General features: G+C 32.4%; 15 protein-coding genes. 3 read left to right on the top strand and 12 right to left on the bottom strand.

Annotated elements, in window-relative coordinates; translation table 11 throughout:
* Positions 1-550 precede the first annotated feature (550 nt).
* From EBF09_RS08315 to glmU, 7 genes are read right to left on the bottom strand one after another with little or no spacing between them, the layout of a single operon-like run.
* A complete protein-coding gene (locus EBF09_RS08315) occupies positions 551-1042 on the bottom strand; it encodes a chemotaxis protein CheW (RefSeq protein ID WP_121764644.1) in 492 nt (163 codons plus the stop codon).
* Positions 1042-3453 carry a hybrid sensor histidine kinase/response regulator gene (locus EBF09_RS08310; RefSeq protein WP_121764643.1) on the bottom strand — a complete coding sequence of 804 codons (2412 nt, stop codon included), beginning with the start codon at positions 3451-3453 and terminating at the stop codon, positions 1042-1044. The genes EBF09_RS08315 and EBF09_RS08310 overlap by 1 nt, the downstream gene beginning before the upstream one ends.
* Before the next feature lie 27 nt (positions 3454-3480).
* The gene (locus EBF09_RS08305) at positions 3481-4443 is read right to left on the bottom strand and encodes a chemotaxis protein CheV (RefSeq protein ID WP_232817706.1); all 963 of its coding nucleotides are present in this window, start codon (positions 4441-4443) and stop codon (positions 3481-3483) included.
* Complete coding sequence (locus EBF09_RS08300; protein WP_121764641.1) at positions 4439-5185, bottom strand: UDP-2,3-diacylglucosamine diphosphatase; 747 nt, start codon at positions 5183-5185, stop codon at positions 4439-4441. The genes EBF09_RS08305 and EBF09_RS08300 overlap by 5 nt, the downstream gene beginning before the upstream one ends.
* Positions 5175-6200, bottom strand: a complete 1026-nt coding sequence (argC, locus tag EBF09_RS08295) for an N-acetyl-gamma-glutamyl-phosphate reductase (protein WP_121764640.1) — start codon at positions 6198-6200, stop codon at positions 5175-5177. Before argC ends, EBF09_RS08300 begins: the two co-directional genes overlap by 11 nt.
* Positions 6201-6213: 13 nt before the next feature.
* A complete protein-coding gene (thiS, locus tag EBF09_RS08290; RefSeq protein WP_121764639.1) occupies positions 6214-6414 on the bottom strand; it encodes a sulfur carrier protein ThiS in 201 nt (66 codons plus the stop codon).
* Positions 6415-6416: 2 nt separating this feature from the next.
* Positions 6417-7727 carry a bifunctional UDP-N-acetylglucosamine diphosphorylase/glucosamine-1-phosphate N-acetyltransferase GlmU gene (gene glmU, locus EBF09_RS08285; RefSeq protein ID WP_121764638.1) on the bottom strand — a complete coding sequence of 437 codons (1311 nt, stop codon included), beginning with the start codon at positions 7725-7727 and terminating at the stop codon, positions 6417-6419.
* Positions 7728-7873: 146 nt separating this feature from the next.
* Here glmU and EBF09_RS08280 point away from each other — a divergent pair, with 146 nt between their 5' ends.
* Positions 7874-8638 (top strand): motility protein A, encoded by a 765-nt coding sequence (locus tag EBF09_RS08280; protein WP_121764637.1) that lies wholly within the window; start codon positions 7874-7876, stop codon positions 8636-8638.
* A gap of 9 nt (positions 8639-8647) precedes the next feature.
* Entirely contained in the window at positions 8648-9427 is a 780-nt protein-coding gene (locus tag EBF09_RS08275) for a flagellar motor protein MotB (RefSeq protein WP_121764636.1), read from the top strand.
* A gap of 828 nt (positions 9428-10255) precedes the next feature.
* Here EBF09_RS08275 and selD read toward each other — a convergent pair.
* Positions 10256-11302 carry a selenide, water dikinase SelD gene (gene selD, locus EBF09_RS08265; RefSeq protein ID WP_121764648.1) on the bottom strand — a complete coding sequence of 349 codons (1047 nt, stop codon included), beginning with the start codon at positions 11300-11302 and terminating at the stop codon, positions 10256-10258.
* A gap of 98 nt (positions 11303-11400) precedes the next feature.
* Here selD and EBF09_RS08260 point away from each other — a divergent pair, with 98 nt between their 5' ends.
* Positions 11401-12186 (top strand): sulfite exporter TauE/SafE family protein, encoded by a 786-nt coding sequence (locus tag EBF09_RS08260; protein ID WP_232817705.1) that lies wholly within the window; start codon positions 11401-11403, stop codon positions 12184-12186.
* Here EBF09_RS08260 and EBF09_RS08255 read toward each other — a convergent pair.
* From EBF09_RS08255 to EBF09_RS08240, 4 genes are all read right to left on the bottom strand, one after another.
* The gene (locus EBF09_RS08255) at positions 12183-13886 is read right to left on the bottom strand and encodes a cation:proton antiporter domain-containing protein (protein WP_121764646.1); all 1704 of its coding nucleotides are present in this window, start codon (positions 13884-13886) and stop codon (positions 12183-12185) included. The genes EBF09_RS08260 and EBF09_RS08255 overlap by 4 nt on opposite strands.
* A 128-nt stretch (positions 13887-14014) precedes the next feature.
* Positions 14015-14980 (bottom strand): catalase, encoded by a 966-nt coding sequence (locus EBF09_RS08250; RefSeq protein WP_121764634.1) that lies wholly within the window; start codon positions 14978-14980, stop codon positions 14015-14017.
* Between the two features lie 422 nt (positions 14981-15402).
* Positions 15403-15825, bottom strand: coding sequence for a GNAT family N-acetyltransferase (locus EBF09_RS08245; protein ID WP_121764633.1), 423 nt, complete (start codon positions 15823-15825; stop codon positions 15403-15405).
* A gap of 2 nt (positions 15826-15827) precedes the next feature.
* Complete coding sequence (locus EBF09_RS08240) at positions 15828-16478, bottom strand: putative metalloprotease CJM1_0395 family protein (RefSeq protein ID WP_121764645.1); 651 nt, start codon at positions 16476-16478, stop codon at positions 15828-15830.
* Positions 16479-16644: the final 166 nt, after the last annotated feature.

Here is a 16644-nt window from a genome sequence, read left to right as displayed (position 1 = left end):
TTTCTAACACAAATATTCTTCTTTTGTTTTTATTTTCCTTTCACTTTGAAACCTTTTCTTGCAATTTGAAATTTTATTTAGTGGTTAGGAATTATTGTTGTATGGGCGTGATTGTGGGTTTTAGATATTGATAATATTTTTATAAGAAACTTATTGTCATTAGAAAATTTATAAAGTAGGGTATTGATGGATAATTAGATTATAAAATATATAATATTGATTTACATTGTATTCTTGAAGATTTGTAGTAAAATTATTTAAGTTTTATAGGGAGTGTTTGTTTTTGAGTGATTTTTTGAGGAAATTTGGCTATAAATTTTATGGAGTGGCAATTAAATGGATTTACTTATAAAGAATTTTAAAGAGAATATTTTGCTTAAAGTAATTTAAATAAGATTTGATTATATTTATTTGGAAAAAGCAAAAATATTTCTTACAAGATTTATTTTTAATAATTTAGGTAGTTTGATAGAGATAATGTGTAAAAATTTTAGAAATTAAATTTTTAAAAGATTGTATTATGTGTTTATTAGAAAGAAGCAAAGAAGAACTAAAAAGTTCTCTTTAGTAGTTCTTCAGGTCTTAAGATAGTGATTAATCTATCATCTCTTTTACCCACACCATAGATAAGATTCTCATCTTGAGAGATAGTTTCAGGGGTGGGATCAATATCTGATTCTTTAATTCTTACAGCTTCTGTTAGCTTATCAATCACAAAACCAGCTCTCTCTTCTTGATTTCTAATAACGATATAACGAGTGTCTTCAGTGATTTTTTCATAAGGCAAACCAAATTTTAAGCGTAAATTGATAAGTGGGACAACCCAACCTCTCATATTAAAAACGCCTAAAACATAGTTAGGAACTCCAGGAACTCTTGTGTATTCAAGAGGTTTAATGATTTCTTGAATACTTAAAATTGGCACAGCAAATTCTTCAGAACCAACCACAAAGGCAACTAATTGAATAATATTTTCAGTTTCTGCAACAGGTTTTTTTTGTTCTTGTTGTTTTTGTAGAACATCTTTTAATTGATTACTCATTATTCTGTAACCTCCATTGTTAGATTAATATTGCGTTTTACAACATTCATTAAATATTCAGGAGAATAAGGCTTTGTAATGTATTCTGTCATACCGGATTCTACCCCACGCATTCTATCTGTTTTGCTTGTTCGGCTTGTAACTGCGATTAAAGGTAGATTTTTGAATTTAGCATATTTTCTAATTTCTCCTGCTAGGGTATAGCCATCCATTTTTGGCATTTCAATATCAATCAAAATTGCATCAAAAGTGCTATCTCCATTTTTTACAATATCGAGCGCTTCAAGTCCATTAGTAGCTTCTGTTAAAGTAATACCTAAAGGCTTGAGAGATTTTTTCATGATGCTTCTATCGGTGAGTGAATCATCTACAATTAAAACATGATAATCACTTGGAGAATTCTTTTCATGTTTTGCTTCACTTTCTTGGATTAGTTTGTTGATACTTACTTTGACATTTTTTGCCATTTGCATCATTGCAGCAATATCCACAATTAGAGTTACTCTACCATCTCCTCTAATTGTTGCGCCTGCAATTCCTTCTGTCCCTTTGAGATAGGTTCCTAAAGATTTAATAACAACCTCTTCTTGTCCAATTAGGAAATCCACAATAATACCTATTTTGTTTTCAGCAAGTCCTATTACAACTACATAGGCTTGTTCAGAGCTATCAAATACAGAATCTACTCCAAAAATATCAGCAAGTCTTACAAGAGGTAGAACCTCGTTTCTTAGTCTTAATACACTTTTATTTTCGACTGTGTAAATCTCATCTTGAGAGATTCTTACAGTTTCAATAACAGATGCTAGAGGAATAGCATAGAATTCTTCTTGAACACCTACAAGTAAAGATTGGATAATGGCTAAAGTTAGAGGTATTTTGAGTTTTAATGTAGTTCCCTCGCCAAATGTGCTTTCTACATCAATGATACCATTTAGCTTTTCAATATTAGTTTTAACAACATCCATTCCCACACCGCGACCACTAACATTTGTAACCACTTTCGCTGTGGAGAAACCTGCTTTGAAGATAAGAGAGTAAGCTTCTTTGTCTGTCATAGTATCTGCTTCTCTTTCGCTAATGATACCTTTTTCAACCGCTTTGGCTTTAAGAACTTCAGGATTCATTCCTTTACCATCGTCCTTAATTTCAACGACGATATGGTTGCCCTCATTATAGGCTTTTAATTCTACTGTTCCTTGTTCTTTTTTGCCAGCTGCTATTCTTTCTTCTTTGGATTCAATACCATGGTCGCAAGCATTTCTAATTAGATGCACTAAAGGATCGCCAATTTCTTCTACGATAGACTTATCAAGCTCTGTTTCTTCACCGCTAATCACTAAGTCAATATTTTTACCTAATTCTCTTGAAAGATCTCTTACCATACGCGGAAATTTATTAAATACTCTTCCAATAGGCAACATTCTTGTTTTCATAACGGCAAGTTGAATGTCTGTGGTTACCATAGATACAGAGGCAACAACTTGATTAAGTTCTTCTAGGAATTTTTCGCCCTCATAGCGCTCTTCTACATCGTTATAAATTTTAATGAGTCTGTTTTTTCCAAGCACTAATTCACCAATGAGATTCATAAGACTATCAAGTCTTTTAACATCTACTCTAATGGTTTGTTCAACGGCAGTTGCAGGAGTTTTATTTTCATCTTGCTTGCCTTGTGAAGCACTAGATTTTGGTGCAGGCTTTGGAGTAGCAGGTTGAGTAGGTGCTTTTGGAGTGATGGGCGCAGGTGTAGGCTGTGTAGCTTTAGGCTCTTCTTGAACTTCCTTGGGTGCTTGAATATCTAGATCTTCACCCCTTGCACGCTTTTCTTCTCTTTTTTTCTTATCTTCTTCTTGGCGTTTATTGAGTAATCTTTCTATTTCTTTTTCTACTTCCTCAGCAGACATATTTGCATAATCTAGCTCTTCTTCTGGCTCTTGGATTTCTTCTTGTTGAGAATTGCTAGGAGTTTCAACTTGTTCTTGTGGAGCTTCTTCAGCTTTAGGTGCTTCTCCACCTTTTGAGATTGCATCTAGTCTTGAAATTGTGCCTTCAATCTCTCCTTCTAAGCCAGTGTTTGCATCGCTACCACTATCTCTAATCGCACTAAGAAGCTTTTTCATATAATCAATGGATTCTAAGACAACATCCATAATATCAGGTGTAATTGTGAGTTCACCATGTCTTGCTTTATTTAATACATCTTCCATATGGTGTGTAAGATGTGTTAAAACCGAAAAATTCAAAAAAGAACCAGAACCTTTAATGGTGTGTGCTACCCTAAAGATTCTATTAAGTAAATCCAAATCATCAGGATGGTTTTCTAATTCTACCAAATCTTGATCAAGCTGTTCAATCATTTCGAAGGCTTCTATTAAAAAGTCTTCTAATATTTCTTGCATTTCATCCATGTTTTACCCTTTCTTTTATGAGATTAATTAAGCTTCTTTTGCAAGCTCTTCTTCGTATTTTGTAACAACTCTTGAAATTTCATCATGAAATTTATTGCCATCAAATTTAACCAAATAAGATTCTCCTCCCGCGACTTTACCTTTATCTTGGCTGAATTTATCGCTAATAGAGGAATTAAATACAATAGGTATTTTTGAGAATCTAGGATCTTCTTTTGCTTTAGCGGCAAAATGAAAGCCATCCATTTGAGGCATTTCAATATCAGAAACAATAATTTTTAGTTGCTTTTGTAATAAGTCCCCATAATTTTCATAAAGCTTTTGAAGCTTATTTAATCCAGCTTCCCCATCGTTAGCTTCTGCGACATCAAAGCCCATCTTTTCTAAGAATTCCTTGACAATTTTTCTAGCAATAGAACTATCATCTACCACAAGAGCAAGACCAGAGAACTTATTGTAGCTATGATCAGCGCTAATATCAGGCTGATAGAAGCCAAGTTCTTGCACGATGCTTTCTAAATCTAAAATAAGCAAAACTTGATCATTTTCAATTCTAGTTACTCCAGTAATTTTACTTTTATCAAGACTATTGCTACTTGCACTAGAGCTAAAATGTGCAGGCTCAATATCTTTCCAGCTAATACGCCTAATCCTTTTTGCTTCATGAACAATAAAGCCAATCATTACATTATTAAACTCTGTAATTACCACACGAGGATTAATTTTTTTATTTTTGGGTATTTCTACATTCATCCATTTTGCTAGATTGATGACAGGTATTACCACTCCTCTTAAATCAAAAATGCCTTCAATATATTCAGGAACTCCTGGTAATTCTGTAAGTTCTGGCAATCTTATGATTTCATTTACTTTGGCAACATTAATACCATATATTCCCTCATAAAACTTCCCCTTTTCCATCTTGTAAATGCGAAAATCCACTAGCTCCATTTCGTTGCTAGCAACCTTAAGGCTATTATTTTGTTCAATATTTGTCACTTTTAAACTCCTTTTGTATGAAGGATAAACAACTATCTTGAAATTCTACTACAAAATAGCTTTTTTTACAAGTAAAAGGGGGTAAATTTAGATATAAAATATCGTGTATTTTATCCATTTTGCCATGGTGATAGTGCCCCTCAATAACGATAGAATGGGGCGGTATTTGACATTTATCTAAATAATGTTTAATTCTATTTTCTAGCAAAAATGTAAAATTATTTGAATTGTAGCCATTATTTTTTATTTTTAAGTGTTTTATAATCTTAGGATAAAGGATATTTGAAAAAAGATTTAAAAAAGAGATGGTATAAAAAGAGCGTATAAAAAAAGTATATATTTGATAGCCTAAAGGAAGGAAAATATCTCCATGAGAGAGAAATACAGCTTGATTATTTAAGAAAAATTTGGCAGGTTGTAAAGAATAAGAAAAATATTGAATATTTTTAAAATAGGATGAATCTTTTAATAAAAAATCATGATTTCCCTCAAAATAATAAATTTCGTGGATATAGGAGAGTTTTTCTAAGAGTTCTAAAGTGGTTTTGTTTTCATCAAAACTTTTGGAAACCCCACCTACTAGAAAATCAAAAATATCTCCCATAAGAAAAATTTGTCTTTTTGGAAGTTTTGATAAATAGAGAAAAAAATTATCCAAATTATTGTTGTAAATGCTGTGATGATGGGAATCTGCGATAAAAATCGCATTTTCTTGAATGATTTTAGGGAGCATAGGCGATTTGTGGCAATCCTAGTTTTTCTTCCAAGCCAAACATTAAGTTTGCATTTGCAAGAGCTTGAGAACTAGCACCGCGTAAAAGATTATCAATGGCTGAAGAAATAAATAAATTTTTACCATCGCATTTAGCAAATAAATCACAATAATGTGTTCCTGCTACATTTTTAATCTGCACGCATTGATTTTTAATCCGCACAAAAGCTTCATTTTTATAAGCATCCTTTAAGATTTGCAAAGGATTGATTTCCTCTTTTAGAGCGCAATAAATAGATACAAGCATTCCGCGCGTTAGCGGTAATAAATGAGGGACAAACATAATTTTATGTTGTGTGTGTGAGATTTTAAAAATTTGCTCTTCTATTTCAGGAGCATGGCGGTGTTGTATGGGAGAATAGGCGAAAATATTTTCATTAATAGTGACAAAATGAGAATTTTGACTAAGTTTTTTGCCTGCTCCACTTACACCACTCTTAGCATCAATAAATAGGGTTTGATTTTGGCAGATATAGGGGATAAAGGGGAGCAATCCAAGCAAAGTAGCTGTGGGGTAACAACCAGGATTTGCTACAAGGTTTGTTTTTTGGATTAAAGTGCGATTGTATTCAGGTAGCCCATAAACTGCATTTTTGATATTATCCTTATCTAAATGCTTACAATAATGCGATTCATAAGTATTGGCTTCTAGGCGATAGTCTGCAGATAAATCTACAATTTTAACGCCTTTTTCATAAAGCACACTTACATATTCCATTGCATTTTGGTGGGGAAGAGCTAAAAATACTAGCTCACAACTTGAGGCAATTTTTTGAATATTTGCTTCTTCTACTTCTTTTTTAAAGACATTTTTTAAACAAGGATGTAAAAGAGAAATATCTTCGCTTTTTTCTGTGGCATAAACCCCGCTAAGCTCAAAATAGGGGTGGTGTATAAGGAGTTTTAAAAGCTCTAAGCCAGTATAACCCCCAACGCCTACAATAGCAGTTTTGATTTTTGTTTGTGTTGATTCCATTTCACTCCTTTTATCAACCGCCACCTAAAAAGGTGAGGCATTCAATCGTATCGTTTTCTTTTAGGATATAGCTACTCCATTGCTCTTTTTTGATGCTCTCTAAATTGATAGCTACTACAATGCTTTTTGTTTCAATTTTGTATTGCTCTAAAAGATCCAAAAGAGTAGTATCGGGTGCAATATCAATTGCTTCTCCATTGAGTTTAATTTGCATAATTACTCCTTAATTTTATTAAAAAATTTATAAAAAAATCCCTCTATTCTTTTCTCATTAGCACGAGTGAGGTAAAGTTCGCCTTTTTTGACATCTTTTGTGATTGTGCTACCCGCACCAATTATACAATCATCTTCCAAGCTAATAGGAGCAACAGCTTGAGAATCGCTACCTATAAAAACATTTTTTCCTATTTTTGTTTTATGTTTTGCTTTGCCATCGTAGTTGCAAGTGATAAAACCTGCGCCTATATTTGTGCCCTCATCTATACTGCAATCGCCAAGATAGCTTAAATGCCCAGCTTTTACGCCTTTGAGTTGTGATTTTTTTATTTCTACAAAGTTTCCTATATGTGTGCTATAAAGCTCACTTTGTGGGCGTAAATGTGCCATAGGCCCTACATCGCTATTTTCCAAGATACTCTCTTCTAGGACACTATGGGCTTTGATGTGGGAGTTAGTAATTTTGCATTTTCCTATTAAGCTTACACCATTTTCTAAAATACATTCTCCCTCCAAAGTTACTTGCTCTTCAATATAAATCGTCTTTGGGAGACGCATGATAACACCTTGTTTTTGCCAAAATTGTCTAATACGATCTTGCATAATCTCTTCAGCACAAGAAAGATCTATTTTATCATTAACGCCTTTGAAGCTTTCTATCTCTACAAATAATGGTAATATGCGAGCTCCATCAGATTTTGCAAGTGAAATGATGTCAGTTAGGTAATATTCTTTTTGGGCATTATTGTTTTGGAGTTTAGGAAGATATTTTTGTAAAATCTCACTTTTAAAGCAATAAATTCCCGCATTTAATGTGCTTAGAGAGAGAATCTCTTTAGTAGCGTCTTTTTCTTCTACGATTTTTTCTACTTCTCCATTGTTTAAAATCACTCTTCCATAGCCACTCGTATTTGGTTTATCAATAACACTCATAACAATTTCTGCATCTTTATGCAAAAAACCCTCTAATTGATGGCTTTGTATAAGGGGCATATCTCCATTAAGCACTAATATTTTGGAATATTTAGGCTTATAGTTTTTTAAAGCACCTCCAGTGCCTGGATAATTTTGAATATCCTGATGTAAAAAATTAATGTGTGCTTCAAAAAGATTTTGAATACGCGATTGTATTAGACTAGCCTCAAAACCCAAAACTACACTTACATCATCGCTTAACTTAAAAGCTTCTTTTATAGAATAATAAAGCATTTCTCTTCCGCAGATTTTATGCAAAACTTTTGGGGTTTTAGATTTCATTCTTGTTCCAGCTCCTGCGGCTAGAATCACGATGGATAGGTTTGTAGAACTCATTTAATCTGCCTTTATTTTTTCTTAATATTTTTTGCAAATTCTCTTTATTTTATATAGATTTAATTGTATTTTAACACAATAAAGTTTAGAATTAGCAAACTTATAAGAATCTTTTTGCTTTGTTAAGAGCGTTTTTGGAGTAGAATATGGATATAGCAACAGTCGTAGGAATGTCCCTCTCTTTTATTCTTTTAGGTGTAGCTATGATGATGGGTGTTGGGATTGGTCCTTATTTTGATATCCCATCTATTTTGATTACTGTTGGGGGTTCTATTACAAGTTTGCTGATTGGTTATAAAATGGAAAGTATGAAAAAAATCTTTACATTTTTTATGATTGCTTTTAAGCCACAAACTTATGATGTTCCTGCTTTAATTAAAAAATTAGTGGATTACTCTACACAAGCAAGGCGTGATGGGATTCTATCTTTAGAGCAACAATCTAATCAAGAAGAAAATGAATTTTTAAGACGCGGATTAAATATGGCAATTGATGGTGCTGAACCTGATAGCATTAGAGATTTGCTAGAAACAGATATGGATAGAACACTAGATAGGCATAAATCAAATGCAGGTATTTTTGATACTTGGGCTGCTTATGCAGGTGCATATGGAATGCTTGGGACTTTGATTGGTTTGGTTGCGATGTTGCTTAATATGTCTGATCCAGCTTCTATTGGTCCAGCTATGGCGGTTGCACTTTTAACCACTTTTTATGGTTCTTTTATTGGAAATGTTGTGGGATCTCCTATTGCAAATATTTTAACCGTTAGAGCAAATGATGAGGCGTTGGTAAAACTTTTGATTATTGAAGGGATTATGTCTATTCAAGCCGGGGATAATCCTAGAGCATTGGAGGCTAAATTGCTTACTTTCTTGCCTCCAAATCAACGCGTTAGCCAGTTTGAATAGGAATTAAAAATGGCTAAACGATGTCCTCCTTGTGATTGTCCTAATGTTTTGCCTTTATGGCTTGGGACTTATGGGGATATGGTTACTTTAATCCTTACTTTTTTTATTTTGCTTTTATCTATGGTTACTTTTGATGCAAAAAAGCTTACAGAAGCTGAGGGAAGCTTAAAAGGAAGTATGAGTTTGCTAAGTGGTGGGATTAAGATTGAGCCTGATAATACAAGAATCCAACAACAAGCAGATATGACAACAGAACCAGAAACTGCTCCAGAGGTTAAAAAGATTCAAAGTGATATTTTGGATTTTAGAGAAAATGTGAAAGTTTCTTTGGGGCCTTCAAGTATCAATGATGATGGGACAGAGGGTTTTATATTGCGCTTTAGCGGTAAGTTGCTTTTTAAAGAGGGTGGGGTGGCTTTAGAAAATAATGATGATCTGCTATTTTTAAAGAGAATGGGGCAGATTTTACAAAGAATGCCTTCAAGTTTGCATGTGGATATTGTGGGATATACAGATTCACAAGAAGCAAAAATCTTTAATAAAAATGATTTAAGTTTAAGTGCTTTTAGGGCACTTGAAGTGAGTAGGGTTTTAATGCAAGAGGGTATAGAGCCAGAAAAAATTACAACCCTTGGGGGAGGTTCTAGTAATTTTGTGCTACCCAATACAACAGAAGAGAATAGGGCAAAAAATAGGCGTGTTGAGTTTAGATTTTATCCAGATGATAAACATTTGCATAAAACACAAAATATTCTAGAAAAGACAATTCAAGAACAAGAAATGCAATAGTTTTTAGTTTTTTATAATTAAAAACTATTTTAAATAATCTTAGTGTCTATAAAGTGTTGTGAGGTATATTGTTAAAAGTCCACTTCTTTTGTTGTTGTAAGGGCTTTAGCCAAAAGTAAAGCATTATCTCATAAACGAAGTGTATGTAATTTTAAATATTATTGCAAATAAATACAAATCTAAAGTATCTTTATTTAAAAGTAATTCTCTTAGGCGGGAAGTGGGAGCTCTAAAACTGCAAGTAGTTTTATCTCATTTACTGCTTCAGCAGTTAATCCTTTGGAAACCGCCACGAGAATTCTTTTGTAATAAAGAGCATTTCTTTTTTAAAATTATTACGAACCCATTCCCACCTGTCATTGCAAGGAGTGAAATGATGAAGCAATCTAAAATAGGCTATTGCAAACTAAAGCTATTGCAGTGCTAAGTGGTAAAAGTTAAGTTTTGTAGATTGAAAAGTAATCTTAAAGTGCCAAAATAGGCACTTTTGTCAGTTTTTAAGATTTCGTTTAAAAATCTAGTAATTTATTGAGTGCTTTATCCATTTATTTGTCGGTTTTATCAAGCACTTTATCTGTGGTTTTGTCAATTGCTTTATCAGTCATTTTATTAGCTTTTTGCTCAACTTTTTATCTCTTTGTTCTTGCTTATCTTTATTGTTGGATTGTGCAAAAATATTGCCTGCAAGCATTAAAAACAATACAAAAGCTCCAAAAATTTTTATCAAAACTTCTTAAAATAAAATAATAAAATTATATCTCTATATAAGATTAGGATTAGTGGATAAAAAAGAAAAAATCTAAAAAGGTTTTTTTAGATTTTTAATAGTTAGATAACACAAAGTGGCAAAGTAGAAATAGGTAGCACTTCTGCAATGATATTTGCTTCTTCTATGCCGTTATTATGTAAGTCTTTTAGGAAGTTTTGTGCTTCTTTTTGTGGGAGCGCAAAGGCTAGGCCTCCAGAAGTTTGTGCATCAAAAAGTAAAATTTCTAAGTTTAAAAATTTAGAATCTTTTTGCAGTTTAAAATCCACAAACTTACTTAAAGATTCTTTATTTGCATAGCTACCACCCGGAATTATGCCATCTTTTGCAAAATTTAGAGCAGATTGTATAAGGGGGATTTTACTAGAATCAATTTTTAAGGAAATATTTTTATTGCACATTTCATATAAATGCCCCAAAAGCCCAAATCCAGTAATGTCAGTGCAAGCATGGATTGTGTAGTTTTTAGCGATTAGAGTAGCTTTTTGATTGAGTGTTGCCATAATTTTAGAAATTTTATCTATTTCATTTTTAGGCAAAAGATTTGCTTTTAAGGCAGTGGTTAAGACGCCTAAGCCTATGGGTTTTGTTAGGATAATTACATCTCCAATTTGTGCTGTGTTGTTTCTCCAAAATTTTTTTGGATGCACGATGCCACTAACACTTAGCCCATATTTTTGTTCTTTATCGCTAATCGTATGCCCTCCTAAAAGCACTCCACCTGCCTCTTTTATTTTTGAAAGCCCACCTTGCAAAATCTCTTCTAAAATTTCTTTTGGGAGATTGCAACTATCCCACATCACTAAATTGAGTGCGCATTTTACTTCTCCGCCCATCGCATAAATATCACTTAATGAGTTTGCAGCAGCAATTTGCCCATAGATATAGGGATCATCTACTACTGGTGTGATAAAATCTGCTGTTTGCACGAGTGCTAAATCTTCGTTTAGTTGGTAAATGCCCGCATCTTCATTGCTGCTAAAATCCACTAAAAGATTTTTATCTAGTTTGTTTGTAAGTTTGCAAGAAATTTGTGATAGATCTTCCAGATCTGCTTTTCCTGCTCAACCTGCTACACTAACAAAATTTGTAATTTTTAAAGTATCCATAATTTCACGCTTTTTAAAGATATTTTTTGTGTATTTTATCAATTTATTCTATACTTTGTGATAAATTGTTACCCAAAATAAAAAAATTAGGAAAAATAATGGAATTTTTAAATGCAATTATGGAAATGAATGTGGGTTTAGTTTTGGCACTTTTAGCAATAGGTTTGCTGACGGGTATATTAGCAGGATTTTTTGGGATTGGTGGTGGGGCGATTATCGTGCCTATGATGATTGCATTAGGTAATGATATTAAAGTAGCTATTGGGATTTCTATTATGCAGATGATTTTTTCTTCTGTATATGGCTCTTATGTAAATTATAAAAAGAGGAATCTTGATTTTTATGAGGGTTTTTATGTAGGAGTTGGTGGTTTAATAGGTGCTTCTTTTAGTGGAATTATTATTGATAAAGTCCCTTCAAATGTGCTAGAGGGTATTTTTACACTTTTTATTCTTTATAGCTTGGTAAAGTTTTTTAAAGCAAAAGCAGAGGGGGGAAGTTCTAAGATTAAGGAGGGGGGAAGTTCTAAGATTTTTTTGGTAGGTTGTGGAGCAATAGTAGGTATTTTTGCAATTTCACTAGGAATTGGCGGCGGAATGCTTTTAGCTCCACTTTTAGCCTATTATTTGGGATATAGTTCTAAAAAAATTATCCCTCTTTCTTTGTTTTTTGTTACTTTTTCTTCAATATCAGGTTTTACATCTTTAGCGATGCATGGTTATGTGGATTATAAACAAGGATTTATTGTGGGTTTGACTTCTTTAATAGGGGTAAGAATTGGTATTTATTTGCTTAGTATCATAGAGGCCAAAAAACATAAATATGCACTTTTGGCAATGTATATTGTGGTGCTATCTATTATGCTAGAGAAAATGCTATTTTAAAGATTTTCTCCCTCTTTTTTGTCTTCTTCTTTTTCTTTTTCTTCTTTAAAAGCGTCTTGGGCGAGTTCTCCTAAGAGTTTAGCTATCTCTCTGCTACCATTTACAACGCCATAAAGCCCCATAGAATTTAATTCTTTTTCTATGGTATCATCTTCTGTTTGGACGATAATTTTTGCATGGTGGGATAGAGATAGAATGTGCTGTGTGGCTTTTAAAATCGCACTGCTAGATTCTACACAAAATAAAATTGCGGCAAATTTTTCTACTTCCACTTCTCTAAAAATCATTTTATCGGTAATATTGCCATATACCATAGTTTGTCCATTTTTTAAACCTTTTTCAATTCTTTCATAATTTGAATCAATTACTACACTAGCAATATCGCAGTCTCTTAGATATTGAATGGTTTTTTGTCCTAAAAGCCCATAACCACAAACTAAAATCCTTCTTTTGCTAGAATCTTCATTTTTTTGCATATTTGCAATCGTGGCAGAAGTTTTTAGAGGAATTTTTAAAAGCTTTAGAAGATATTCAGAATATTTATCTATTTTATCCAAAATGAAAGGAGTTGCTATCATAGAGAAGATTACCATAATGGTTAAAAATTGATAGATTTCTTGTGGTGTGATAGATGCAAAAAGATTACGTCCAAAGATATATTCTAAAATCCCCCCATTAAGCTGTAAATTTAAAATTGCTTGTTGGGAAGCTAAAAGGAAAATAGCAAAAGAAAATTCTCCAATTTGTGAAAGAGATAGGGCGACTTTCATCCCTACTCTTGCATTTCTAAAAAGGCTTAAAAAGGCAAACATAATAAGTGTTTTAGAAAGAATTGTGAGGAATACAAAAAGAATAATAATAATAAAATATTTAGCTAAGAAGAGTAAATCTACTTGCATTCCAATGGTGATAAAGAAAACCCCTAAAAGCAAATCTCTAAAATAAACCAAAACAGAGGCTACTTGGTAGCGATAAGGAGTGTTTGAGATAATCATACCTGATAAAAATGCCCCTAAAGTAAGCGAGAAGCCAAAATATTTACTTAAATAAGCAGAACCAAGAACGATAATAAAAACAGTAGCAACAAAGATTTCATCCGTTTTCATCTTAGCGGAAGATCTAAGGGCAAGTTTTGCTAAAAATCTACCCGGAAGAAGAAGTAGTAACAATACAATGATAGCAGAAATTCCAGTAGTTAGAAGTAGTTCTCCTGTGCCCAAGTCTTTGTTGCTAAGAAGCTTTATCATTAAAAGAATAGGGATAACTGCAATATCCTGAAAAATTAAAATACCAATAGAAGCAGCCCCATAAGGTGTTTTTGTGAGGTTGTTTTCATTAAGGTGTTTTAGCACAATGGCGGTAGATGAAAGACTGATTGCACTTGCAACAATAATAGAAGTATCAAAATTAAATCCAAAAACAAAAAAGCAGATAAAAAAGAATACAGCCATAGAAAGCAGTATTTGAAGACCACCAAAAAGAAGCACTTCTTGCTTCATGGAAGTTATTTTTTTGAAGCTAAAATCAAGTCCTATCATAAACATCAAAAATACAATACCTAATTCGGCTGTTTCGTTTAAATCGCCAGAATGCTCGAATCTAAAACCAAAAATATAGGTAGTTAAGATTCCTGTCAATATGTAGCCTATGATAGTTGGTATTTTGAGCTTATTGAGGATGATGCCAGAAATTACAGCCATAGCCATTACACAAACAATTACTAATAAATTATCAATGTTACACCTCACTTTTTTATTTTTAAAATTATATTTAAAAATTATTAAAAATTAATATATTTTTAATAATTTTTAGGTAGTTAGCCTAAAAATTATTGTCTTTTACCAAAAGTAATTGCATAGGTAGGAGTTCTAAGATTAAAAAGCGGATCTTTTGGCTCTTCTACACCATTAGGCAATTCTGAAGGAAAATAAACATCTTGATTGCAATCTTTTCCTTCATAATTTGAAACTTTTAAGATACCCATAAAAAGATTTTTATGTTCCCCACTCCAAAGGGCTGTTGTGTCATCTGTTTTATCATTTTTGTTGGCAAACTCAAGATACATTTTGTATTCAATGGGTTTGTTTTTAGTGTATTTTTTAAAGTTCTCTTCTAAAAAATCTTTGGAAGCTTTTTGTAAATCTTTATCGCTTAGATAGCTAATGCCATCTTTTGGGATAAATTTCCATCTTGCAGGAATTAGATTGTTAGCACTATCCTTAAACCAAAAGGTATGAATGCTGTAAAAAGGAGTGTGTTCTAGGCTTGAAATACCAATTTTATCAAGATAAGCATTGAAATTTTTATAAGAATCTCTTTGGCTTAATTCTTGAATTTTTTGTTTATCTAAGAGGTTTGGAATTTTCATCTCAAAAAATTGTCCAAATTCTTGAGGGTTTTTTGCAAAATTAATTTCAGTATTTAGCATAACCATAGTCCAGCTATCATTATTGCCTAAAAATTTAAGAGTCATTCCTCTTTGTTTGCTTTTATCATCTTTGATAGCACCTCCTAAAGAATAACGCACTTGCACAGGAATTTTACTCTCTTTAAAAAGAGGTAAATTGAGAGAAGATTGATGGAAGTCTTGACTAGGAGTGAAAGCTCCACTTGCACAAAAACCTTTTACATGATTTACTCTTGTTTTGGGATTTTTAGGATCTCCATTAAGTTTGTAAAAAATATCGGCAATTTTTTGTGCATCATAGGTTTGTGTTTCTTGTGCGTTAGTTAGCCCACCCATTAAACAAAGACTAAGGCAGATTCCTAAACTTTTTCTAATATTTTTAAACATAACTTTCCTTTTTTATTTTTTAAATATTATACTATTTTTTTAAAAAACTTAATCATAAAAAAGTAAATTTATATAAAAATTTTTTAGATTTATCCATCATTATGGTTCTTATGACCTCTTCATTGATTATTGTAAGACTTAAACTCTCTCTTTGTAGTTGCAGGGAGTAAAGCAATCAAGAAAGTAATTCCCAAAAGGAATTTCCTTAGATTGTCGTGCAAATGTTTCACATTTACTCGCAGTGATAGATAGCAAATCTTTAGGGGTAAAATACTTAGACTGCCACAGCGGATAAAGTTTGCTTTGCAGTGATAAGCGGTAACTTTTTAAAGCGATTCTTTAAAACGCCACAACTTCTCATAAAGTTTTGCACTAAAGCCTTAATTTTTTAAAAAGTTAATAAAAAATCCAAAATAATTTTTCTATAAATCCTTTAAAAACACAAAGCTAACTTTAGAAAATCCCATTTTTTCTACATAAAATTTATGGGCTTTTTCTCGCTTAAAACTAGAGCTTAGTTCAATTTGTTTGTATCCTTGCTTTTTTGCTAAAGTTTCAATCTCTTTTAAGAATCTTTCTCCTATGCCTTTGCCTCTTAGTTCCTCTTTTACGACAAAATCGCAAACATATAAGCAATTATCGCGATAAAAAACATTAAAAGGCATTACTCCACATAGGGCTACAAATTCATCTTTTTCTTTAAAAGCAAAAAGTTGATATTTTTGTTCTTTTTGCATAAGGGGAAATTTTGTGCTAAATTCCTCAAAATTTAGGGTAGGGCGGAGTTCCTGCATAATAGGATAGATGATTTTAAGTTCATTTTGTGTAATTTCTACTAATTCCATTTTTATCCTGCAATTTTAAAAGTTTCTATATTTTCTTTGCTTGTATAGCTTCTAATGGCATAATCTCTTTTATTTTTTTCTTGGGTATCTTGCCAGTCTTTTTGCTGTTTTTCTTGGGATTTATCATTTTTAGAAGTTTCTTCCTTTTTTTCTTCTGCATTTTCTTTTGCATTTTCTTTTGCAAGTTCTGCTCTTGCTTGTATCTCCATTTGTGCTGCACTTGCTGCTACTTTGTAATCTTGTGGGCTAGGATCGCTTGGTGCCATAGCTGCTGCGATTACTTGTCTTGCATTTTGGATAGTTTGCTCGGGAGTATCGCCTTTTTCTAAGGCTATGGGGACTTCTCCAGCTGTGGCATACATCTTCCCATCAGGGCCTTTTGTGTAAGTGTAGCTAGCACCCCCTCTAGTTACTCCAGCACCCGCTGCTACATGTGCGGCTTCATGGGCTTTTACATTTCTATCTATTTGTTCTAGCTTTCTTACATATTGCACTTGGCTAGGTTCTAGCTCTTTTCCATTTAGGGTTGTGGTGTTTTCTTTTTCTTCTTTTTGTGTTGTGGATTCTTCTTTGGAAGTTTCTTTATTATTTTGAGTATTAGGAGTTTGGTTTTGATAAAAATCTTGCAAATTGAAGCTATTAGAAATTTGCATTTTCAAAAACCTCCTAATTTTTGTTAATTATAACATATTTTAGAAAAATCAAGTTTTTTCATGCATAAATTTCCACTCATTTTTGTAAATTTTTTAAAATTTTTTCTCTTTTTTAAAATATTTAATCTAGCCATAATACTTACTTATATTAAGTATATTATATTGT

This window comes from Helicobacter burdigaliensis (assembly GCF_003670295.1).
GTDB lineage: Bacteria > Campylobacterota > Campylobacteria > Campylobacterales > Helicobacteraceae > Helicobacter_D > Helicobacter_D burdigaliensis.
Note: the sequence above shows the minus strand (reverse complement) of the source record. Positions and strands in the feature narration are given on the sequence as shown.

Coding starts and splice junctions, on each gene's coding strand:
- EBF09_RS08315 (WP_121764644.1), bottom strand. CDS start 1,042: ATGAGTAATCAATTAAAAGATGTTCTACAAAAACAACAAGAACAAAAA.
- EBF09_RS08310 (WP_121764643.1), bottom strand. CDS start 3,453: ATGGATGAAATGCAAGAAATATTAGAAGACTTTTTAATAGAAGCCTTC.
- EBF09_RS08300 (WP_121764641.1), bottom strand. CDS start 5,185: ATGCTCCCTAAAATCATTCAAGAAAATGCGATTTTTATCGCAGATTCC.
- argC (WP_121764640.1), bottom strand. CDS start 6,200: ATGGAATCAACACAAACAAAAATCAAAACTGCTATTGTAGGCGTTGGG.
- thiS (WP_121764639.1), bottom strand. CDS start 6,414: ATGCAAATTAAACTCAATGGAGAAGCAATTGATATTGCACCCGATACT.
- glmU (WP_121764638.1), bottom strand. CDS start 7,727: ATGAGTTCTACAAACCTATCCATCGTGATTCTAGCCGCAGGAGCTGGA.
- EBF09_RS08280 (WP_121764637.1), top strand. CDS start 7,874: ATGGATATAGCAACAGTCGTAGGAATGTCCCTCTCTTTTATTCTTTTA.
- EBF09_RS08275 (WP_121764636.1), top strand. CDS start 8,648: ATGGCTAAACGATGTCCTCCTTGTGATTGTCCTAATGTTTTGCCTTTA.
- EBF09_RS08260 (WP_232817705.1), top strand. CDS start 11,401: ATGGAATTTTTAAATGCAATTATGGAAATGAATGTGGGTTTAGTTTTG.
- EBF09_RS08255 (WP_121764646.1), bottom strand. CDS start 13,886: ATGGCTGTAATTTCTGGCATCATCCTCAATAAGCTCAAAATACCAACT.
- EBF09_RS08250 (WP_121764634.1), bottom strand. CDS start 14,980: ATGTTTAAAAATATTAGAAAAAGTTTAGGAATCTGCCTTAGTCTTTGT.
- EBF09_RS08245 (WP_121764633.1), bottom strand. CDS start 15,825: ATGGAATTAGTAGAAATTACACAAAATGAACTTAAAATCATCTATCCT.
- EBF09_RS08240 (WP_121764645.1), bottom strand. CDS start 16,478: ATGCAAATTTCTAATAGCTTCAATTTGCAAGATTTTTATCAAAACCAA.